This window comes from Methylosinus sp. is20ea (genome assembly GCF_059718135.1).
On sequence record NZ_AP046089.1, the window covers coordinates 69,618 to 86,642 of the forward strand.

At 64.2% G+C, this 17,025-nt stretch carries 17 protein-coding genes and 1 pseudogene; 2 read left to right on the plus strand and 16 right to left on the minus strand.

Annotated features, from left to right (window positions below; translation table 11 throughout):
• Nucleotides 1-137 precede the first annotated feature (137 nt).
• From scpB to AC6IY7_RS19185, 3 genes are all read right to left on the minus strand, one after another.
• Entirely contained in the window at nucleotides 138-863 is a 726-nt protein-coding gene (gene scpB, locus AC6IY7_RS19175; protein ID WP_497782903.1) for an SMC-Scp complex subunit ScpB, read from the minus strand.
• Between the two features lie 70 nt (nucleotides 864-933).
• Nucleotides 934-1,956 carry a DUF1403 family protein gene (locus tag AC6IY7_RS19180; RefSeq protein ID WP_497782904.1) on the minus strand — a complete coding sequence of 341 codons (1,023 nt, stop codon included), beginning with the start codon at nucleotides 1,954-1,956 and terminating at the stop codon, nucleotides 934-936.
• Nucleotides 1,957-2,506: 550 nt separating this feature from the next.
• Nucleotides 2,507-3,196 carry an aminotransferase class III-fold pyridoxal phosphate-dependent enzyme gene (locus AC6IY7_RS19185; RefSeq protein WP_497782905.1) on the minus strand — a complete coding sequence of 230 codons (690 nt, stop codon included), beginning with the start codon at nucleotides 3,194-3,196 and terminating at the stop codon, nucleotides 2,507-2,509.
• A gap of 196 nt (nucleotides 3,197-3,392) precedes the next feature.
• On the opposite strand from AC6IY7_RS19185, the gene AC6IY7_RS19190 reads away from it, so the two are divergent.
• Nucleotides 3,393-3,701, plus strand: a complete 309-nt coding sequence (locus AC6IY7_RS19190) for a hypothetical protein (protein WP_497782906.1) — start codon at nucleotides 3,393-3,395, stop codon at nucleotides 3,699-3,701.
• A gap of 162 nt (nucleotides 3,702-3,863) precedes the next feature.
• On the opposite strand, the gene repC is transcribed toward AC6IY7_RS19190, so the two are convergent.
• The 4 genes from repC to AC6IY7_RS19210 all read right to left on the minus strand — a co-directional run bounded on the left by repC (nucleotide 3,864) and on the right by AC6IY7_RS19210 (nucleotide 9,596).
• A complete protein-coding gene (gene repC / locus AC6IY7_RS19195; RefSeq protein WP_497782907.1) occupies nucleotides 3,864-5,198 on the minus strand; it encodes a plasmid replication protein RepC in 1,335 nt (444 codons plus the stop codon).
• A 206-nt stretch (nucleotides 5,199-5,404) separates the two neighbouring features.
• Nucleotides 5,405-6,289: a plasmid partitioning protein RepB gene (gene repB / locus AC6IY7_RS19200; protein WP_497782908.1), complete on the minus strand. Its 885-nt coding sequence runs from the start codon at nucleotides 6,287-6,289 to the stop codon at nucleotides 5,405-5,407.
• Between the two features lie 113 nt (nucleotides 6,290-6,402).
• Complete coding sequence (gene repA / locus AC6IY7_RS19205) at nucleotides 6,403-7,653, minus strand: plasmid partitioning protein RepA (protein ID WP_497782991.1); 1,251 nt, start codon at nucleotides 7,651-7,653, stop codon at nucleotides 6,403-6,405.
• 1,001 nt (nucleotides 7,654-8,654) lie between these two features.
• On the minus strand, nucleotides 8,655-9,596 hold the full coding sequence (locus AC6IY7_RS19210; protein WP_497782909.1) for a glycosyltransferase family protein: 942 nt from the start codon (nucleotides 9,594-9,596) through the stop codon (nucleotides 8,655-8,657).
• Between the two features lie 28 nt (nucleotides 9,597-9,624).
• Here AC6IY7_RS19210 and AC6IY7_RS19215 point away from each other — a divergent pair.
• A protein-coding gene (locus AC6IY7_RS19215; protein ID WP_497782910.1) for an IS5 family transposase occupies nucleotides 9,625-10,376 on the plus strand; the annotation gives its coding sequence in 2 pieces (ribosomal slippage) (nucleotides 9,625-9,955 and nucleotides 9,955-10,376; 753 coding nt in all).
• Here the strand turns inward: AC6IY7_RS19215 and AC6IY7_RS19220 are convergent.
• From AC6IY7_RS19220 to atpD, 9 genes and pseudogenes are all read right to left on the minus strand, one after another.
• Nucleotides 10,368-11,282, minus strand: coding sequence for a F0F1 ATP synthase subunit gamma (locus AC6IY7_RS19220; RefSeq protein WP_497782911.1), 915 nt, complete (start codon nucleotides 11,280-11,282; stop codon nucleotides 10,368-10,370). The two genes, AC6IY7_RS19215 and AC6IY7_RS19220, sit on opposite strands and share 9 nt — an antisense overlap.
• Complete coding sequence (locus AC6IY7_RS19225; protein WP_497782912.1) at nucleotides 11,279-12,805, minus strand: F0F1 ATP synthase subunit alpha; 1,527 nt, start codon at nucleotides 12,803-12,805, stop codon at nucleotides 11,279-11,281. The genes AC6IY7_RS19220 and AC6IY7_RS19225 overlap by 4 nt, the downstream gene beginning before the upstream one ends.
• Nucleotides 12,795-13,541, minus strand: a complete 747-nt coding sequence (locus tag AC6IY7_RS19230) for a F0F1 ATP synthase subunit delta (RefSeq protein WP_497782913.1) — start codon at nucleotides 13,539-13,541, stop codon at nucleotides 12,795-12,797. The genes AC6IY7_RS19225 and AC6IY7_RS19230 overlap by 11 nt, the downstream gene beginning before the upstream one ends.
• Before the next feature lie 13 nt (nucleotides 13,542-13,554).
• Nucleotides 13,555-13,800, minus strand: a complete 246-nt coding sequence (locus tag AC6IY7_RS19235) for a F0F1 ATP synthase subunit C (RefSeq protein ID WP_026191715.1) — start codon at nucleotides 13,798-13,800, stop codon at nucleotides 13,555-13,557.
• A gap of 16 nt (nucleotides 13,801-13,816) precedes the next feature.
• Nucleotides 13,817-14,503: a F0F1 ATP synthase subunit A gene (locus tag AC6IY7_RS19240; protein ID WP_497782914.1), complete on the minus strand. Its 687-nt coding sequence runs from the start codon at nucleotides 14,501-14,503 to the stop codon at nucleotides 13,817-13,819.
• Nucleotides 14,503-14,784 (minus strand): N-ATPase subunit AtpR, encoded by a 282-nt coding sequence (locus tag AC6IY7_RS19245; RefSeq protein WP_497782915.1) that lies wholly within the window; start codon nucleotides 14,782-14,784, stop codon nucleotides 14,503-14,505. Before AC6IY7_RS19245 ends, AC6IY7_RS19240 begins: the two co-directional genes overlap by 1 nt.
• Nucleotides 14,781-15,215, minus strand: a complete 435-nt coding sequence (locus AC6IY7_RS19250) for an AtpZ/AtpI family protein (protein WP_497782992.1) — start codon at nucleotides 15,213-15,215, stop codon at nucleotides 14,781-14,783. Before AC6IY7_RS19250 ends, AC6IY7_RS19245 begins: the two co-directional genes overlap by 4 nt.
• A pseudogene (locus AC6IY7_RS19255) lies at nucleotides 15,152-15,514 on the minus strand (F0F1 ATP synthase subunit epsilon); the annotation flags it as partial. The pseudogene AC6IY7_RS19255 and the gene AC6IY7_RS19250, both read right to left, overlap by 64 nt.
• Nucleotides 15,511-16,971: a F0F1 ATP synthase subunit beta gene (atpD, locus tag AC6IY7_RS19260; RefSeq protein ID WP_497782916.1), complete on the minus strand. Its 1,461-nt coding sequence runs from the start codon at nucleotides 16,969-16,971 to the stop codon at nucleotides 15,511-15,513. The pseudogene AC6IY7_RS19255 and the gene atpD, both read right to left, overlap by 4 nt.
• Nucleotides 16,972-17,025: the final 54 nt, after the last annotated feature.

The following is a 17,025-nucleotide window of genomic DNA, read 5'->3' on the forward strand; positions in this document are numbered from 1 at the left end:
TCCGTCACGTCCTCGCTGACTTGGTTTGTTGCATTGCGTCGCAGACCCTTAAGGCATCGAGCGCCCAGAACAAAATATGGCTGAACGGACGCAGCTCGGACGCGGGAGCAGGCCTGCGCCGTGGCGACCCCGACGCTCTATTTTGCCGGTTCGCGGCCGGCGCCCTCCCAATCGTCGTCCCCCGATTCGTCCGGGAACTCCGGGTCTTCTTCTCCCACCGCCAAAACGCTGTCGAGATCAGCGACCGATTTGGGCGGCTGCAACAATCCCTCGTCCTCCAGCCGCTCGAGATCGGGCAGATCGCGCAGGCTGGCGAGACCGAACGCCTGTAGGAAGGTCCGCGTCGTCACATAGGCGAAGGGCGCGCCGGGCTCGGGCGCGCGCAGGGCTCCGTCGATGAGATCGAGACGCTTCAGCCGGCCGATCACGTCGCGGCTGATCTCCTTGCCGGCGAGGCGCGAAAGCTCCGCCCGCGTCGCCGGCTGCAGATAGGCGATGGCGGTCAGCGCCAGCAATTCGGTCGGCGTCAGCTCGGGCGCGCCGGCGTCGCGCAACGCGGCCACGCGCGCCGCGCGGATCGCGCCGGCGAAATGCGGGCGCGTGCGAAATTGCCAGCCGCCGGCGACGAAGACGAGGTCGTAGGGGCGCCCGCGCAGCTCGTCGACAATGTCGTCGATGAGATCGTCGAGATTGCATTGCGGTCCGACCAGTCGCGCCAGCGTCTCGCGCGGCACCGGATCGCGCGCGGAAAAAATCACCGCCTCGACACGGCCCATCCACTCGCGCCAGCGCATGGGCGCGGGCAAATCGGCGAGCTTCGCGTCGAAGGAGGCCTCTGGATCGGCTTTCCGGGGTCGACTCATCGGCGCTTCCTGGCGTTTCCAGCCGAAGTGGACCCGGTTCGGCGTTGGCAATGTGTCAAAACAAAAGCCTCTAGAGGCCGTAGAGACGAAAATTCGGGCGGCCCGACAATTCGCGCACGGCGCCGAGCGCGACCAGCCGATCGAACAGCCGGCGCGCGGCGCGATCGGAGAGTCCCGCCATCCGCGCCGCGCGCGCCGGCGACACCGCATCGTCGGCGAGCAGCATCTCGACGACGCGGCCCGCGCCCTTGGCGCGCAGCTTCGGCGCGACCGCGAGCAGCCGGTCCGCGCGCCGCGCCAGCTCGCCGGCGAGCGCCAGCGCCTCGCTCGTCGCCAGCGCGACGGCGAGGGCGACGGCGTCCGGCCACTGCGGATCGCTCGGCCGCAGCCGCCGGCCGTTGGGCGCGGCGCGCAGCGCCGGGCGCAGCATCGTCGTGGCGACGAGCGCGACCGGCCGCTCCCACGCCAAACGTTCGGCGAGCGCGACATCGGCCGCCCACCAGGCCAGCAGCTCCGCCTCGGCGCCCGCGGCCGCGGGCAGCGCCCGCGTCAGGACTGCGCCGGCCGCCGCCGCCGCGGCGAGCGGCTGATCGCATCCGGCCGCCGCGGCGCTCACCTTCGCGGCCAGCGTCGCCCAATCCAGATCGCGCGGCAGCTCGATGCATTCGGCGGCCGCGCAAAGGGCGGCGGCGTCCAGCTTCGCCGGGCGATCGGCAAAGGCGCGCCACAGCCGGTGAAGGCGGCCGGCGGGGCTCGTCTGCCCGCCGCCAGAGGCCAGATGCTCCGCGTCGCGCAAAGCGGCTTCGTCCTCGCGCAAGCGCAGCGCCATTGCCGCGGCCGCGGCAGCGCGCAACGCCAGGCGCTGGCCCAACGCGCCGGCGAAAGGAGGCTCGGCGCGGACGATCTGGTCGAATAGCGCCAGCCCAGCGCCGGCGGAGAAAGCCGCGTCAGCCAGCGTCGGCAGTCGCGCCCATGACGGATACGCGTTGAAGATCAGCGCATTGGACGGCGGCGCGGCGTCGACGCGAGCCGCGCGTCGACGGGTGGTCGGCGGCGCGGTGGCGAGCGGGCCTTCTGGGTCGAATCGGCGCATGGCGGAATCGTAACCGATAGCGGCGGTTTGTCACCTTGTTTCGGGGGGGCATGCGCCGCGCCCGTCTGGCGCGTTCGATGTCCGATAATGTGCGCTTATCGGACATGAGTCGACGGCCCCGGTTTTCCGGGCGCGTCACTCCGATTCAATGAGCGGACAGCGTTCCCAGCTGTCGTTTTTTCGTCCGGCCCTCCGGCTCGATCGGCAGACTTCCCGGCAACCGGCCAGGCCACGCGCCGCTGGCGCGTCGAAGCTTTTCGGGGACATTCGTGAAATTGGCCGCCCGGCTCGGATTACGCGCCCTGCTCGGACCTATTCGAGCGCTTTCCCCATCATCGGCCCGATGAGCCGGTCGCGGTCGGCGCCAGCCGCAGCGCATTCCCGATAGTCTCGGCCATCGACCGAGACGCCGCCGGCGGGCGTCCGCCGCTCGATTCTCGCCGTCACCCCGATCAGGCGTCGCTCCGCCGACTTTGCTCGCCCCGGGATATAGGGCGAAGCAGAAATCGGCGTCCGTCGGCTTTGCGCGCCGACGAACGCCTCGCGGCTCTCATTGCATTTCCCGCGCGCAAACCGCATCGATGATGGATACCGCCGCGTCGATTTCGCTTTCCTCGACCGTGAGCCGCGGAAATAGGCCGAGGAACGATCCCATGGCGCGGGTGAGGAGCCCGCGTTCGGCCAGCATGGCGCGCATCGGCTCCGCCTCGCCGGAGCATTGCAGGCCCTGTATCAGGCCAATGCCGCCCAGCGCCGTGAACGCTCCACGGCGCTTATAGAACAACTCTACGAGCCGGTCTTCGAGACGCCAGCCTCGATTCTGCACGCGCTCCAGAAAGCCGGGAGCCGTCAGCGCATCCACGAGGGCGTGCCCAGTCAGAAGCGCCGCCCGATCGACGAGGCGCGGGCGGCCCGGCGCCCCACGCGCCAACCTTTGCATGACGACCAGCGCGGCCAGCGGCGGGGCGTTTCCATGCCGGTGAAGGACGACCATCACATCCGGGGTCACGCCCGTCCATTCATGCGCCCACAGCATACCCGAGCGACCGAGGCCACAAGAGCTTTCGTCGTAAGCGAGGACGAGTCCATATTCGTCCGCGGTCTCGCGCAGTCGAGCGAGCAACCCTCCCGGGACAATTTCGAAACCGGTTTTCGTCCTTACCGGAGCGATCAGAATTCCAGCGGTCCGATTGTCGATTTCCGTGGCCAATGCGCCCGGATCGTCGGTTTGGAGCAGCATGACGTCGCCATCGCCTTCCAAGCCAGGCGGCAAGCCTCCCGCTCCATCCGAAGCTCCGGCGCAGACGATGAGCCGGCGCCGCTTTGGGCGGCCGACGATCCGATGGTGACGCCGGATCGTCTCGACTGCATAGCGCCAAGCCTCGGCCTCTGACTGAAACAAGAAGACGCGATCGCCAAAAGAAACGGGCGCGATTTTGGCGCAGAGCGCGTCGGAGAGGTCGGCGACCTCCAGCGCCGATTCCCGCGTGCGAAATGGCGCATCGAGCGGCTCCGCCGATCCCGCGGAATTCTCCGGAAAGCCGAGCGACGAACCTGAAAAATCGAGCGCACTCGTGACCGCAGACCCGTCGCTGGCGATGACGGGCTCGATCTGGTCATTGGGCTCCTTGGCCGAATCTGACGATGCGCCTGACATGTTCCGCTGTTCGACGGCGAGGCTACGCGTTTTTGAAGCGTCGAGCGCGACGCCCGGCTCCTATTGTGAATTAACAGGCAAGAATTGAGCCATTTGGGCGCGGGGCGGCCGCAATTCGACATCAGGCGATCCCGCTGGTCGCTCTTCCGTCAAAAGCCTGCTCGACCGCGCGGAAAAGCTCCCGGTTGATCGACGCCGAAACATCGTGATCGAGCGCATTGCGGAGGCTCGTCCGAAAACTCGTCCCGCGTCACCCCGTCCTCTTGCGTTCTCGTGACGCCTTTGCGGCCTTGCCGCGCAACAGCGCCATCAGCACCGGCCCCAGCGAGAACTCCCCTGCCCTGGCCTTTTCGGTCAAGACGCGGAGATAGCCCCCGGCGCTCTTGATTACCTCGCCGCGTTGCAGGATCGCCGCGATGACGATCGCGGCGTCATGCTCGCCCAAAACGTCCAGGGCCTGCGTCCAGGCGTCCGGAGACACGCCCAGCGCCGAGCGCACCGTCGCCGCGGCGCCCGCCAGATCACGCCAAGAGGAAATTTCGCCGCCCCTACCGTAATCGACGATGTCGGGACAGGCCTCCAGCACCATCCCCAACGGATAGGCGCGCATCAGAGGTTTGGGATCGACGCTGCGAGAATTCCGCAGCGTTGGTTCGGCGCTCCTTTCGATCGGAGCGCTCGTCGCTTCGAGATTTGGCTCGGACGGATCGGCCCTGCCTTTTCGAAGGTCAGGTTCAAGATCAGAAATATTTGTGGTTTGATTCTGTATGTGACGCTCAGCTTGAGACTCATTGCCGCTTATATTTCGAGCTTTTATGTGCGCCTCCAACAGCTTGTGAATTTCGGCCGCCAGCGCGGCCAGCTCGCCGGCCAAAGCCTCCAGATCACGGCGGGAAAGTCGGCGCGCGTAGCGGCCGGAGAGTTCCGCGTAGCGCAGGTGAAAGCTCTCCCAGTCGCCGGAAACGGCCTCTTCCACACCGGTCTCGATCATCTTGACGATGTCGCGGCGGGTGAGCGTGATCTTCTCGCGCAGCAGAGCGATCGCGCGGTTCTCGGCCCGCACCTCCTCGGCGAGATTCTCGATTTCGATGGCGCGCGCCACGAGCGGCGCGAGATCGAAGCCGAAAGCCTCCTCTATGGCTCCCCCCTGCCCTTTCCGGGCGAAGCGTTTGCCGTTCGGAGAATCGCGGCGGATGATCAAGCCAGCGTCGACGAGGCAAGCGAGATGTCGGCGCAAAGTCGCCGGCGCCATGCCATGGGCGCGGATCGATAGCTCCTTGTTCGAGGGAAACACGACGATGCCGCCGCCAGCAGAACGCGTTTCCGCCGACGTCGAATCATTCGCCGGCAAAGTGAGCGCTGTCTCCTGATGGAAGCTCAGCAGCGCGTGCAAAACGGATAGCGCGCGCTCGGTGACGCCGAGGGGCTCTTTGGCTTCGGTGAGCGCCCGAAACAATCGCCATTTATGGACGACGGTCTCGGATGCGCCCGGCTTGGCGGCGAAACTCTCGGTCGCGGTCTGGCTCGCCAGCATGGCGAGCGACAACGGCCGCCGCCCGAAGGGCGTCGTTGGACGTGTCTGCATGATCCTTTGCCTCGTTCAGGCAAAAGAAATCCGCTCACCAAAACGGCGCCGACTCTTGACAGTGATTCGCGGAAGTGAGACCTTGTGGTTGCTTAAGACACACAGGGGCTTCCGTTCGGCAACGATCGGGGGCCTCTTTCTTTTGCGACTATCTCCTCGGTGAGGTTGGTGACGCTCTCACAAAAAACGCAAGCATGGGCATAATTTCATTTCGCCGACGTCTCGGCAGAAGCCTCCTTGGCTCTTAGGAAATCCCTGTAGAGCTCGGGAAGCTGCGCGAAAAGAAAGCGCCCGAACTCCGGCGCCTCCTTTTGATCGACGATCAACGAAGCCTTCTTCCCCTTCTCGCGGAACGTCGCGATAGGTCGGCCGCCATCCATCGACCATGACTTCGACTCGTGTGTGGGCCTTTCGATTTGAGGCTGCAACGCGTTGAACAGGGTGAGAAAGCGCTCGTCGCTATCGCCGCGGCCGAACGCTTCCGTTCCGATAAACACAGCGGCGACCTCCGCTCCACGCATTTCAAGTCGATCTGCAAGCGCCACCCATCTCGGCTCGCCTGTCTTTGGAGCTGGGCCAATGGCCTGAATAATGGTGGCGGGAATTCGTCGAGCGACCGAAATAAGCGTCGACAAGTGCGATTTCGACAGGCTCAGCGCGGCCATGATCACGTCGCGTTCAAACCCACTGTCGCTGAGCCGTATCGCGAAATACGCGCGCTCAATGTAACTCAGGGCCTTTCTCGCGGAATTTTCTTGTCCTTGGGCAACCACCAACTGCGCATCCGTCAGCGTCTTCACGACTGCGCGAACCGCGCGCCCCAATGACTGACATGCCCGCACCCGACGATGGCCATACACCACTTGATATCGAGCGCTATTATCGGGGTGCGGACGCAAAAGCACGGGAACTTGCTGTCCGTGATCACGTATCGACTCCACGAGCTCGCTATGCTCGCTGTCGAAGCCGTCAATTCGATCTTTGATGAATGACGAATCGATCAAAGTCGGATCGACCTCGATCACAGGGTCGCCACTCTCGGCCCGAAGATCCGACGCAAGATGCAGAATGGGACCGGTCTTGACCCTCAAATTCGCTCCTCGCGGGCGACCAGAGTGCGCCGGCGTCGATGGAATCGAACTGTCATCAGCGACGCCCGCGTCAGGGCCTCCCGCCAGCAAGCTTTTCAACGTGTCCCGCCTGCTCATGCCTTGCGTCCCCATACAGCGAGGAGAAGCTCCTCGATTTCAGAGTTTACGGCGTTCATTGCTGCAATCGCTCGATCATATGTGCTCCGACTGAAACTCGTGCGCTCCACTTCATAGAGAGTCTGCTTCGACAAAGACGAGTCGGAGATCGCCGTTGTTTTTAGCATTGCATTCTTCAGGACATGCTCCCCGCAGAGTCGGCGCATCAGAGTGTCCATTTGCTGTTGCGGCAAATCCGTGGGCTCGAAACGCGTCACGAGAAAACGAAAGGTGTCATATTTCAAAACGAGCCCGAAATCCCGGAACACAGCCAAAAGATCCCCTGCCATCAGCAGATATTGGGAAGTCGATGAGACATCCAACATCTGCGGATGACAGGGAATGACGACGGTCGTCGCCGCACATAACGCAGAGAGCGTGAGGTAGCCGAGCTGCGGCGGGCAATCGAAGATCACAAAGTCGAAATTCTCTTCCACCCGGTCGAGCATCACTCTGAGAGCTTTGTAGAATGGCGTCTTGCCCTTGACCCCTCGATTAACCGCAGTGGCGTGTTCGAACTCCATCAAATGGATCGATGAAGGGACGAAGAACACTCCATCGAAATACGATTCGCGTATGACCTCTTCGATTTGGACGCGCTCACCATCATAACGAAGCGCCCCATATAGCGATTCATTCGGCTGCACCTCGGTTTCGGTGTGATATCCGAACATGGTGCTGAGACTGCCTTGCGGATCGAGATCGATTGCTAGAACGCGATATCCTTGAAGAGCGAGGTATTGGGCCAAATGGGCGCTATGGATGGTTTTTCCGATCCCGCCCTTAAACCCGGAGACGGCGATCACTTGCAGCTTTTCGCCGTCGCGTCGGCGTTTGACGTAGCGCCGCGCGCCACCCCCGACGTCCAGAAGCTCCCGAATTTCATTGATCTGTCGAAGCGTGTAGAGGCGGCGGCCAGTCGGAGTCGTTTCCAGCTCCGGGCCCTTACCGTCCAAAGATATTTGGCGAAGATAGGCATCGCTCACGCCGATGAGCTTTGCCGCTTCCGCGCAACTGAAGGATCGAAGCCCCTTTTGTGAATTCGGAGGGAAAAGCTTGCTCCTCAGCTCCTGGAGATTATTCGACAAAATCTCCCCGAGCTCCACCATGAGGGTGTCGCCTTCGTCAGCGAGCGTAATGTGTGGGGTGGGCAGGCTCATGCTAGCTACGATTTTTCCATGTCCATCGGATTTGATCGTAGCGAACATCCGCCGATTCGCATTAAACAGCAAGCCTGGTGCGGCGCCATTTTTCGTTAACGAATCGTTGATCGGATTCAATGTTCATCTATTACGGGCATGTCGCGGCAGGCGATCGAATCGTCGGCTGGACGATTCCAAATCGCGCCGCGTGAGGCCAAAAGTTCCGAGCTCGGAACCCTTCTCCTCGCCGCCCTGCCGTTCTGAATGACCCGGTCAGCATGTTCGCTCGCCCCGCCTTTGAAGCGCATCTGCTCCAAACAAGAGTTCCGAGCTCGGAACCACGGCAATCGACTTTGATCGACATCGCGTCGCCGCCAATGAGCTTCCACCGCGACCGAGGCGATCGTTCACGCCGCGAGGCAAGACAGCGGCGGCTTTCCGAAACGACTCCGCGACCGGAGAGCTCTTTATTGTCGCCGCGGCAGGGGGCCGGCATCTCATATCGAGGCTCTACGCGCCCTCGGCCTAAGAGCCTCGATTTGCCCCACTTCCGATTGCGGCGCGAGCATCTCCGCACATGGCGCGCTCTCACTCGAGCTTACCGAAGGCCCAGCGGGTGCGCGCGAGACGCAACGCCCAACGTGGGCAGGGGACGGTAGCCAGGGACGGCGAGTTCGTCGAGAAAATTCGAAGGCTGCAAATCCTCATGATCCACAGCGAGCGTCCGAAAAGACTGTAGGCGACTCCTAGCGGGCGGATTGCTCGCCTCCAAAGCCTCGAAGCAGCCCTACGAACTTCTCCCGACGATTCGTCATCACGCGGGGCACAGCAAGAACCACGTGCTGCCCAGGCGGGGCGAGGCAGGGCAGGGCGCTGCGGAAAGCGAGCGCCGGCTCAGCCGGGCTCAGGTAACCAGCGGCGGAAGAGCCAGGGGAAGAGGCGCAACGCCGCGCGCGATTCCGCGGCGACAGGCGCTTCCCGATGGCGGCCCGCGCGGGTGGGCCTTTGACACCTATGCGATAAATCTGCTCCTCGCCGAGATCGGCAAAAATGTTGCCGGCCGCCCATCAGGTAAAATTTACGCCGGAACCGTTCAATGCATCCTCAGAAACCAATTCGCTCCGCCGCCCGTAATAGTCGGCGGAGAGCGAGCGATAGACGTGCGGCGCGAGAGTCGGCGCGCTCGCCCAGAGCCGATCGATATCCAATCCCAGCAAAGCATCATTCACCCGAGGCGGGTCGTCCACGAGCGCGAGATCGAGAATATGACCAACGCCAAGGGCGCGTAAGCGCTCCGCGGGCGCCCCGATATCGAACACGATTGGCGGAACTCCGGCGAGCAACGCCAGCGAAAGCGTATAGCAAAATGTTTCCGGCCAGATCGAAGGGAACAACGCCAGATGTGGACCCAGCTCGATCAGCTTTTCGACCGCCGCTTCGTCGCCATTATATTCTCCGGTCTGCGTTACCCCGACGCTTTCCATCATTACCTCGACGTTCGTATAGCCGATCACCGTGAATTTGATCGGCAACCGTCGGATTTCCGCGTCTAGCGCGAGAGCATGCAGAACCCCGCTTCCTTTATGCGGGCCGAGCGCGCCAAGCACCGCGACTTGCAAGGGGCGAGACGCCTCCGGCGCGAGCGCACAGCGTTTCGGCGGGGGAAAATCATTTTCATGCGGCCGGACCAAAAATTCAACTCCCGGAATGAGCTGACTCAATCGTATGGCCGTGTCTGCGGAGGGCGTGAAAACTCGCTTCGCCCGGCCGAAGAAAGCGTGATAGGCCGCGCGCCGCGCTTGCGGAGGCGCACATTGACGGCTCTCCTGATCGAAGGTGAGGCAATCCGCGCAGACCTCGACGGCCGGCGCACCGCAATATCGGCCGTCGGAAGTGACGAGATTCGAGCGATGACAGATCGAAGAATAGTCATGCGCCATGCAATAATAGTCGTGTCCCGATCTCTCGATCACGTCCATTAGGGTCTGTTGGGATTCAGGAATTCCCATTTTTAGCTCGGCGTGATTCAAGCTTTGGATGGATCGATTCGCATTGACGGACGCCCAATGGGCGAAGATGGAGCCGCTTTGCCTCGGCAAGGCCAGCGATCCCGGCCGCAGCGGGAGGGACAACCGACTTTTTGTGGAGGCGGTGTTGTGGATCGCTCGCACAGGAAGCCCCTGGCGCGATCTGCCAGCGCTTTTCGGTAACTGGAGCACCGCATACACGCGTTTTCGTGACTGGGTGAAGGCTGATGTCTGGCAGCGAATGTTCGACGCCGTCTCCGATGAGCCCGACATGGAATACGTTATGGTCGATGCGACGATCGTGAAGGTCCACCGCCATGGCCAGGGCGCAAAAGGAGGACTTCGAGCCAGGCCATAGGCAAATCCAAAGGCGGCATGACCACGAAAATTCTGGCGCTCACCGATGCGCTCGGCAATCTCGTGCGCTTTCGTCTGATGCCGGGGCAGCGTTTCGACGCTGTCGATGTGCCGCCGTTGATCGAAGGATTGTCTTTCGCGGCGCTGATCGCCGACAAGGCCTTCGACAGCAACGCCATCATCGCCGACCTCGACGAGCGCGGCGCCAAGGTCGTGATTTCACAACACCCACGCCGCAGTCAGCCGCGCAAAATCGATCTGGAAATATATAAATGGCGGCATCTGATCGAAAATTTCTTCGGCAAGCTCAAAGAGTTCAAACGCATCGCGATGCGAGCCGACAAGACAGATCAGAGCTTCGGCGCCATGATCCATCTCGCCGCCGCCGTGATAAGCTCACGGTGAATCCCAACAGGCCCTAGAGTAGCGCCGCAAAAAGTTGGCGCGGGCTCCCTCGGAGGTGGGCCTTACGAGCTCGACGATCTCTTCGGTGATTTCCTCCTGCCGCTTTTGGCGATGCCGCGCCTCCAGCTCCTCGAGAGTCTTTCGCACATTGTTGCGGGCTTCGATCATCGCGCGCATTCGCGCTTCGTTTTCTGCGGCGAAGGACAGCACCACCGCCTCGCATAATTCGGCGAAGACATATTCTTGCGCCAGACTGTCGATGAGCGCTTCGGGCGGTAGGGTGACGAGTGGCGGGACGAGACGCGGCGCCGGTGGAAAGCGGGCGAGATCGAGAGGAATCAGCGATCGCTCGATGATTTCGACGCTGGCGGCGCTCGGCGTTCCGTGAATGAGCGTCACGCGATCCGCGCTATGTTCGCCGAGTCTCCGATACAGCGCGTCGGCGGTCCGCTCGGCGAGCGACGGCGCGTCGTCGACGCGTGAGGCCATCGGCAGCGTCCAGTCGACTCGCAAGCCTCTTTCGTGGGCGAGGGTCGCGCCACGCTCTCCGACGATGAAAACGCTCGCGCGCTCTTTGCCAGCGCCCGCGGCGAGCCGAGTCGCTGCCGTGAGAATGCGCTCGTTGAACGCGCCGACGAACCCGCGTCCCGAGCAAAAGGCCAGGATGATGTGGCCGGAAGCGGGCCGATGATTGGCCGTGTTGCGCAGATGTGGCGTTTCCGCCATCAAAGCGAGCGCTGCGCCGATCGCTTCGCCCAAGGCCGCCGCATAAGCGCGCACGCCATCGAGACGCGATTGGGCCTCGCGCGCTCGAACCGCGGCCACGCCGCGCATCGCCGTAACAACGCTTTCGAGCTGACGGGTCGCGACAATATGCGACTTTATGTCGCTCGAGCGCTCGGTCATGACGTTGGCGCTCCGATCTCTGTCGCGAGGTCTCGCACTTTCGCCGCCAGATCTGCGCGCTTCGCCGCATCGAGCGGCGCGCCATGCGCGAGCGCGGCGACGCTTTGCGCGGCGACGGAATCGAGATGCGCGGGAAGTCTCGCCGTCAGCAGTGGAATGGCCGCGACTGGCAGGGAGTCGAGAATCCCCGCGTCCAAGGCGGCGAGCAGAGCGACCTGATCGGCGAGGCGCAGAGGCGCGAAACGCGGCTGTGTCAGTAGCGCGCGAATGCGTTCGCCGCGGATCATGTCGCGCTCGATCCGCGCGTTCGACATGCCACCGAAGCGCGTGAACATTTCGAGCTCGAGAAACTGCGAGTATTGTAATCGCAACTTTCCCGAGACGTCTCGCAGCGCCTCCGGCTGTGCGCGGCCGCCGACGCGGCTGACCGAGAGACCGACGTCGACGGCCGGACGGCGACTGGCGGCGAACAAGCGGCGGTCGAGCACGATCTGGCCGTCGGTGATGGAGATGAGATTGGTCGGAATATAGGCCGAGAGATTGCCGGAATCGGTTTCGGCGATCGGGAGCGCGGTCAGTGAGCCGCCGCCGAGCTCCTTCGACAATTTGGCGGCGCGCTCCAGCAGCCGCGCATGGACATAGAAGATGTCCCCGGGATAGGCTTCCCGTCCCGGCGGCTCATGCGTCAGCAGAGCGAGCTCGCGATGGGTGACCGCGTGCTTGCTCAAATCGTCGATGACGACGAGCGCGTGACCGCCGCGATCGCGGAAGAACTCCGCCATGGTGACGCCCGCGAAAGGCGCGATCCATTGCAGGCCGGGAGGCGCGGCGGCCGAGGCGACGACGAAGATCGTGCGCTCCGGTGCGCCTCGCTTCCTCACCGCTTCGATCGCGCGCTCCACCGCCGTCATCCGTTGCCCGACGGCGACATAGACGCAGACGAGGTCCGAATGACGCTGGTTGATGATGGCGTCGATGGCGATCGATGTCTTGCCGGTGGCGCGATCGCCGATGATGAGCTCACGTTGGCCGCGCCCCAGAGCGAACATCGAGTCGACGACCAATATGCCGGTCTCGACCGGCTCGGTCACGAGATCGCGCGCGATGATGCTCGGGGCCTCGCGCTCGACCGGATGAAACGCGGCGGCGGAGATCGGCTCGCCGCCGTCGAGAGGGCGCCCCAGCGGATCGACGACGCGGCCGAGAAGCCCATCGCCGACCGGGGCGCGTGCGACCTCGCCCGTGCCGAAGACGCGCGCGCCGGCCTCGATCGATTCGCCCGAATCGAGAAGCACGACGCCGATACGGTCCGCTTCGAGTGCGAGCGCAAAGCCTAGTTGGCCGCTCTCGAAACGCAGCAATTCATTGAGCTCGACCTGCGGCAGGCCGGAGACGAAGGCGATTCCGTCGGTGAAGCTCTCGACGCGACCGACAGTCTCGACTTTCGGCCCGAGATCGATCTCGGCGATCGCCGCGCGGCCACGCTCGAGCCATTCGCTGGAGGTCGACGAGTCATCCGGCATTTTCCCGCTCCGTCAGCAAGGTTGCGGAAATGCGCTCGAGATCGGCGCGCAGGCTGTTGCGGATGCTCGTGTGATTGTTCTCCAATTCGAGGCCGGCGAGCAATGTCGGATCGACGCGAAGGGTGAATTCCAACGGGCGCTCGAGAGCGCGCTCAAATGCGCTCCGGCAGAGCGAATCCTCCTCCGCGGTCAGCGGGCGCGGCGCGGTCAGCGTCGCTTCGCCGCGCAGACGAAAATCCACGCGTTCCGGCTCCGGCAGAGCGGCGATCGCCTCGGCGAGACCCTCGACGAAGCCTGCGACGCGCGACTCCTGCGGCAGCCTGTCGAGCAGGCGCCGGGCGATGTCGACGGAAAGGAGGCTCGCGCGCTCGGCTTCGACGCGACGCTCCGATTTTTCGAGGCGCTCGATCTCGGCGCGCATGTCGGCCCGCATGCGATCGGCGTCGGCCTCGGCGGCGTCGAGCAGCTCCCGGCTCGCCGCCTTCGCCTCCTCCGTGGCGGCGCGGATCGTCCCCGCGCGCTTCGACTCGATCTCCTCGACGGCGGCCCGCGCTTTCTCTTCCAATGTTCGAGCCGAGGCTTCGGCGGCGGCTGCCGAGTCGAGGAGACGCTGCGCCTCGGCCTTGCGATCGGCGAGGATCGACGCGATCGGACGAAAGAGAAAACGGGAGAGCAGCCAGATCAGCACGAGCGCATTGACGGTCTGCAAACCGAATGTCCACCAGTCGATCTGCATGCGTGCGCGCGCCTTATTTGATGAAAGGATTGGCGAAGAGAAGCAGCAGCGCGATCACGAGACAATAGATCGCCATGGTCTCGATCATCGCGAGGCCGACGAACAATGTGCGCGACAGGACGCCGGCGGCCTCCGGTTGGCGCGCGATCGCATCCATGGCCGCGGCGACCGCCTTGCCTTCCGCGAGCGCCGGGCCGATCGCGCCGAAGGATACGGCCACGGCGGCGGCGATCACGCTGATATATTGAATATCGTCCATTTCGCGACTTCCTCCGCTATCGACCTTCGCGCGCTCGAGAGTCGCGCTCCTCGACCGCCGCGGCGATGAACACCATGGCGAGCGTCGCGAAAATGTACGCCTGGACCGCGCCGGTCAGCAAATCGAGCGCCATCAGCGGTATCGGCACGAGCAGACCGGCGAGCGAGAGGACGACGCCGATGACGAACACGCCGCTCATTATGTTCCCGAATAGGCGAACGATCAGCGAGAAGGTCCGCGTGATCTGCTCGACGAGGTTGAGCGGGATCATGACGATGCTCGGCTCGGCGAAAGTCGCGAGATAGCCGAGCGGGCCGCGCGTACGCAGGCCGTGATAGATGGTCGCGCAAAAGACGATGAGAGCGAGCGCGGCGTCCGTCTCCAGCCGCGCGGTGGGCGGCTCGACGCCGGGAATGAGCGACGACCAATTGGCGATGAGCACGAATAGGAAGATCGTTCCCAGCAGCGCGCGGTAGGGCGCCGGATCCGCGCCCAAAGTGTCCCTTATCTGCCCGTCGAGCGTCTCGACAAAGAGCTCGAGCGCGGATTGCCAGGTCCCCGGCCGCAGCGAGAGTCGCCGCGTCACGAGGACGCTCGCGAGTGTGAGCGCTGCCATCAGAAACCATGTGACGACGACGGGCTTGCTGATCGGCGCAGGTCCGAGCTGAAAGCCAGGCTCGAGCGCGAGCGGCGAGGATTTCATCAAAGGCCTCCCAATCGACGCAGAACGGCGCGCCTCGCGACGAGCAATCCCAGAGCGCCGGAGAGCAGGGCGACAGCTCCGATTTTCGCGAGCGCCGTCAACGCCAGGGCGAGGGCGCCGAAGCGCGTCATGAGCAGGAGTATGGCCTTGGGCGTCGCACCCCGCTCGAAGAGATCGACGTTCCAGCGCAAGGCGATGAAATAGGCGAAGCCCGCGGCGAGGCCCGCCCCCGCGCCGAGCGCGAGTTGGAAGACGAGAGAGGCGGCGGACGGAGCGGTCATTGGCGCGACATCCATTTCCAGGCGAGCCATAAGCCGGCGCCGGCCCCGATCATGACGAGGGGAGCCGAGAAGAACACGCCCGTGGCGTAGGTCCTGTCGAGCCAGCGGCCGAGGAACAGTCCGGCGAGCGCCGGAAGAACGATAGTCCAGCCGAGCGCGCCGATCTGCCCGAGCCGTCGTCCGAGCGAGGGCTCGGCCTGCTCGCGCAACAGCTCGCGGCGCTCGGCGGCCAGGCGCGAAGCTTCCGCCATAGGGTCGCGCTCTCGTTCGGGGCCGGGCTCGCTCATGGCGCTTCCTTTCCGTCGCCGAACAATTCCGAAACGCTCGAAGGATGCAGATAGCGGACGAGCTGACGCACGGCGCTGGCGTGCAGCCGCGTCTCCTCGACGCGAGCGCGCGCCGACGCGTCCTTCTCCGCCGCCCGCGCCGATTCGACCTCGGCTTCCAGCTTTCGCAAATCGCCGCCCAGAACGCCTTGTCGGCATGCGATCGACACGCTCTCTCCTTTTCGGACGGTCATCACGCCGCCTCGGATCGCGCAATAGCGCTCGGTCTCGTCGGAGGCTCGCCAGCGCACGACCGACGGCGGCAGCACTGTCAGAAGATCGGCGTGTCCGGGCAGGAGTCCGAATCCGCCGCTCTTGTCCTCGGCTCGAACGGAGCGCACGCCGGTCTCATCGAGGAGGACGACGTTCGGCGTCGTGATGGTGAGCCGTAATACTCTGCTCATGCCCGTCCTCCCTTCGTCTCGGCGTCCCGGAGAGCCGCGGCCTTTTCCTTCAGCTCCGCCTCTCCGAGCGCTCCGACCATATAGAAGGAGCTTTCACGCCAGTCGTCGCAGGCGCCGGAGAGAATCGCGCGGCAGCCCGCGAGCGTGTCGGCGAGCGGGACTGATCGCCCCGGCGCGCCGGTGAAGGCCTCGGTCACGGCAAAAGGTTGCGTAAGGAAGCGCTGCAGCCGGCGCGCGCGCCCGACGAGCCTGCGGTCCTCGGCCCCGAGCTCCTCGACGCCGAGCAGAGCGATCACATCCTGCAATTCGAGGTAATGCTCGATCACGCGGCGGACTTCCTCCGCGACATTGGCGTGCTCCTCGCCGACGACCAGCGGGTCGAGCAGCACGGAGGACGAGGCGATCGGATCGATCGCCGGATACATGCCCTCCGCCGCCATCTGCCGCGACAATACGATCATGCTGTCGATATGCGTCGCGATCGTCGTCACCGCCGGGTCGGTGAAATCATCCGCAGGGACATAGACCGCCTCGATCGCCGTTACTCCGACGCCGCCGACAGAGGCGATCCGCTCGTGCAGCGCCGCCACCTCGCTCGCGAGAGTCGGCTGATAGCCGACGCGCGACGGCAATCGCCCGAGCAGGCCCGAGACCTCCGCCCCGGCCTGGACGAAACGGAAGATATTATCCATCAACAACAGCACGTTCTGGCGCTTCTCATCGCGGAAATATTCCGCGATGGTCAAAGCGGTGAGCGGCACGCGCCAGCGGGCTCCGGGAGGCTCGTTCATCTGGCCGTAGACCAGCACGGTGCGGTCGAGGACGCCCGAGTGGCCCATGTCGAGCAGCAGCTCATGACCTTCGCGCGAGCGCTCGCCGACGCCGGCGAACACCGACACGCCCCGATAGCCCGAGACCATTGCGTGAATGAGCTCCATCACGAGCACGGTCTTGCCGACGCCCGCCCCACCGAACATCGCGGCCTTGCCGCCTTGCGCGATGGGGGTCAGCAGGTCGATGATCTTGATCCCCGTCGCGAAAATCTCGGCGCCTCGCGGCCGCTCGGCGAGCGGCGGCGGCGCGCGATGGATCGGCCGGCGTGGCGCGTCTGCGGGCAGGGGCGGCCCATTGTCGCCGACGCCTCCCGTTACGTCGATCAGCCGTCCGAGAGTCGCGTCGCCGACAGCGATCGCGATCGGGCCGCCGGTCGCCCTGACCCTGCGTCCACGCGACAATCCGACGGTCGATTGCAAAGCGATGGCCCGTATGCTGTTGCGGTCGAGATGCGCCTGGACCTCTACGTAGATTTCTCCGCCGCCGTTCTTCTCGACGATCAACGCTTCCTCGATCTCCGGCAACTCGCCTTCTTCGAAACGCACGTCGATCACCGCTCCCCGAACCGCGGAGACCGTTCCATGTCGCGCCGCGGTTGCGGGAGAAAAAGGCGTTTCGTGCATTCGTTTCGACTTTCAGGCCGAGCTCGAGCTCGGAGCTTTAGATCATACACGCAG

What these genes read in the sequence shown, in the direction of transcription:
- repC (WP_497782907.1), bottom strand. Translation starts at nt 5,198, where the DNA reads ATGCAGACACGTCCAACGACGCCCTTCGGGCGGCGGCCGTTGTCGCTC.
- AC6IY7_RS19230 (WP_497782913.1), bottom strand. Translation starts at nt 13,541, where the DNA reads ATGCAGATCGACTGGTGGACATTCGGTTTGCAGACCGTCAATGCGCTC.
- AC6IY7_RS19180 (WP_497782904.1), bottom strand. Translation starts at nt 1,956, where the DNA reads ATGCGCCGATTCGACCCAGAAGGCCCGCTCGCCACCGCGCCGCCGACC.
- AC6IY7_RS19210 (WP_497782909.1), bottom strand. Translation starts at nt 9,596, where the DNA reads ATGGGAATTCCTGAATCCCAACAGACCCTAATGGACGTGATCGAGAGA.
- repA (WP_497782991.1), bottom strand. Translation starts at nt 7,653, where the DNA reads ATGTTCGCTACGATCAAATCCGATGGACATGGAAAAATCGTAGCTAGC.
- AC6IY7_RS19225 (WP_497782912.1), bottom strand. Translation starts at nt 12,805, where the DNA reads ATGCCGGATGACTCGTCGACCTCCAGCGAATGGCTCGAGCGTGGCCGC.
- scpB (WP_497782903.1), bottom strand. Translation starts at nt 863, where the DNA reads ATGAGTCGACCCCGGAAAGCCGATCCAGAGGCCTCCTTCGACGCGAAG.
- AC6IY7_RS19240 (WP_497782914.1), bottom strand. Translation starts at nt 14,503, where the DNA reads ATGAAATCCTCGCCGCTCGCGCTCGAGCCTGGCTTTCAGCTCGGACCT.
- AC6IY7_RS19220 (WP_497782911.1), bottom strand. Translation starts at nt 11,282, where the DNA reads ATGACCGAGCGCTCGAGCGACATAAAGTCGCATATTGTCGCGACCCGT.
- AC6IY7_RS19235 (WP_026191715.1), bottom strand. Translation starts at nt 13,800, where the DNA reads ATGGACGATATTCAATATATCAGCGTGATCGCCGCCGCCGTGGCCGTA.
- AC6IY7_RS19245 (WP_497782915.1), bottom strand. Translation starts at nt 14,784, where the DNA reads ATGACCGCTCCGTCCGCCGCCTCTCTCGTCTTCCAACTCGCGCTCGGC.
- atpD (WP_497782916.1), bottom strand. Translation starts at nt 16,971, where the DNA reads ATGCACGAAACGCCTTTTTCTCCCGCAACCGCGGCGCGACATGGAACG.
- AC6IY7_RS19185 (WP_497782905.1), bottom strand. Translation starts at nt 3,196, where the DNA reads ATGCTGCTCCAAACCGACGATCCGGGCGCATTGGCCACGGAAATCGAC.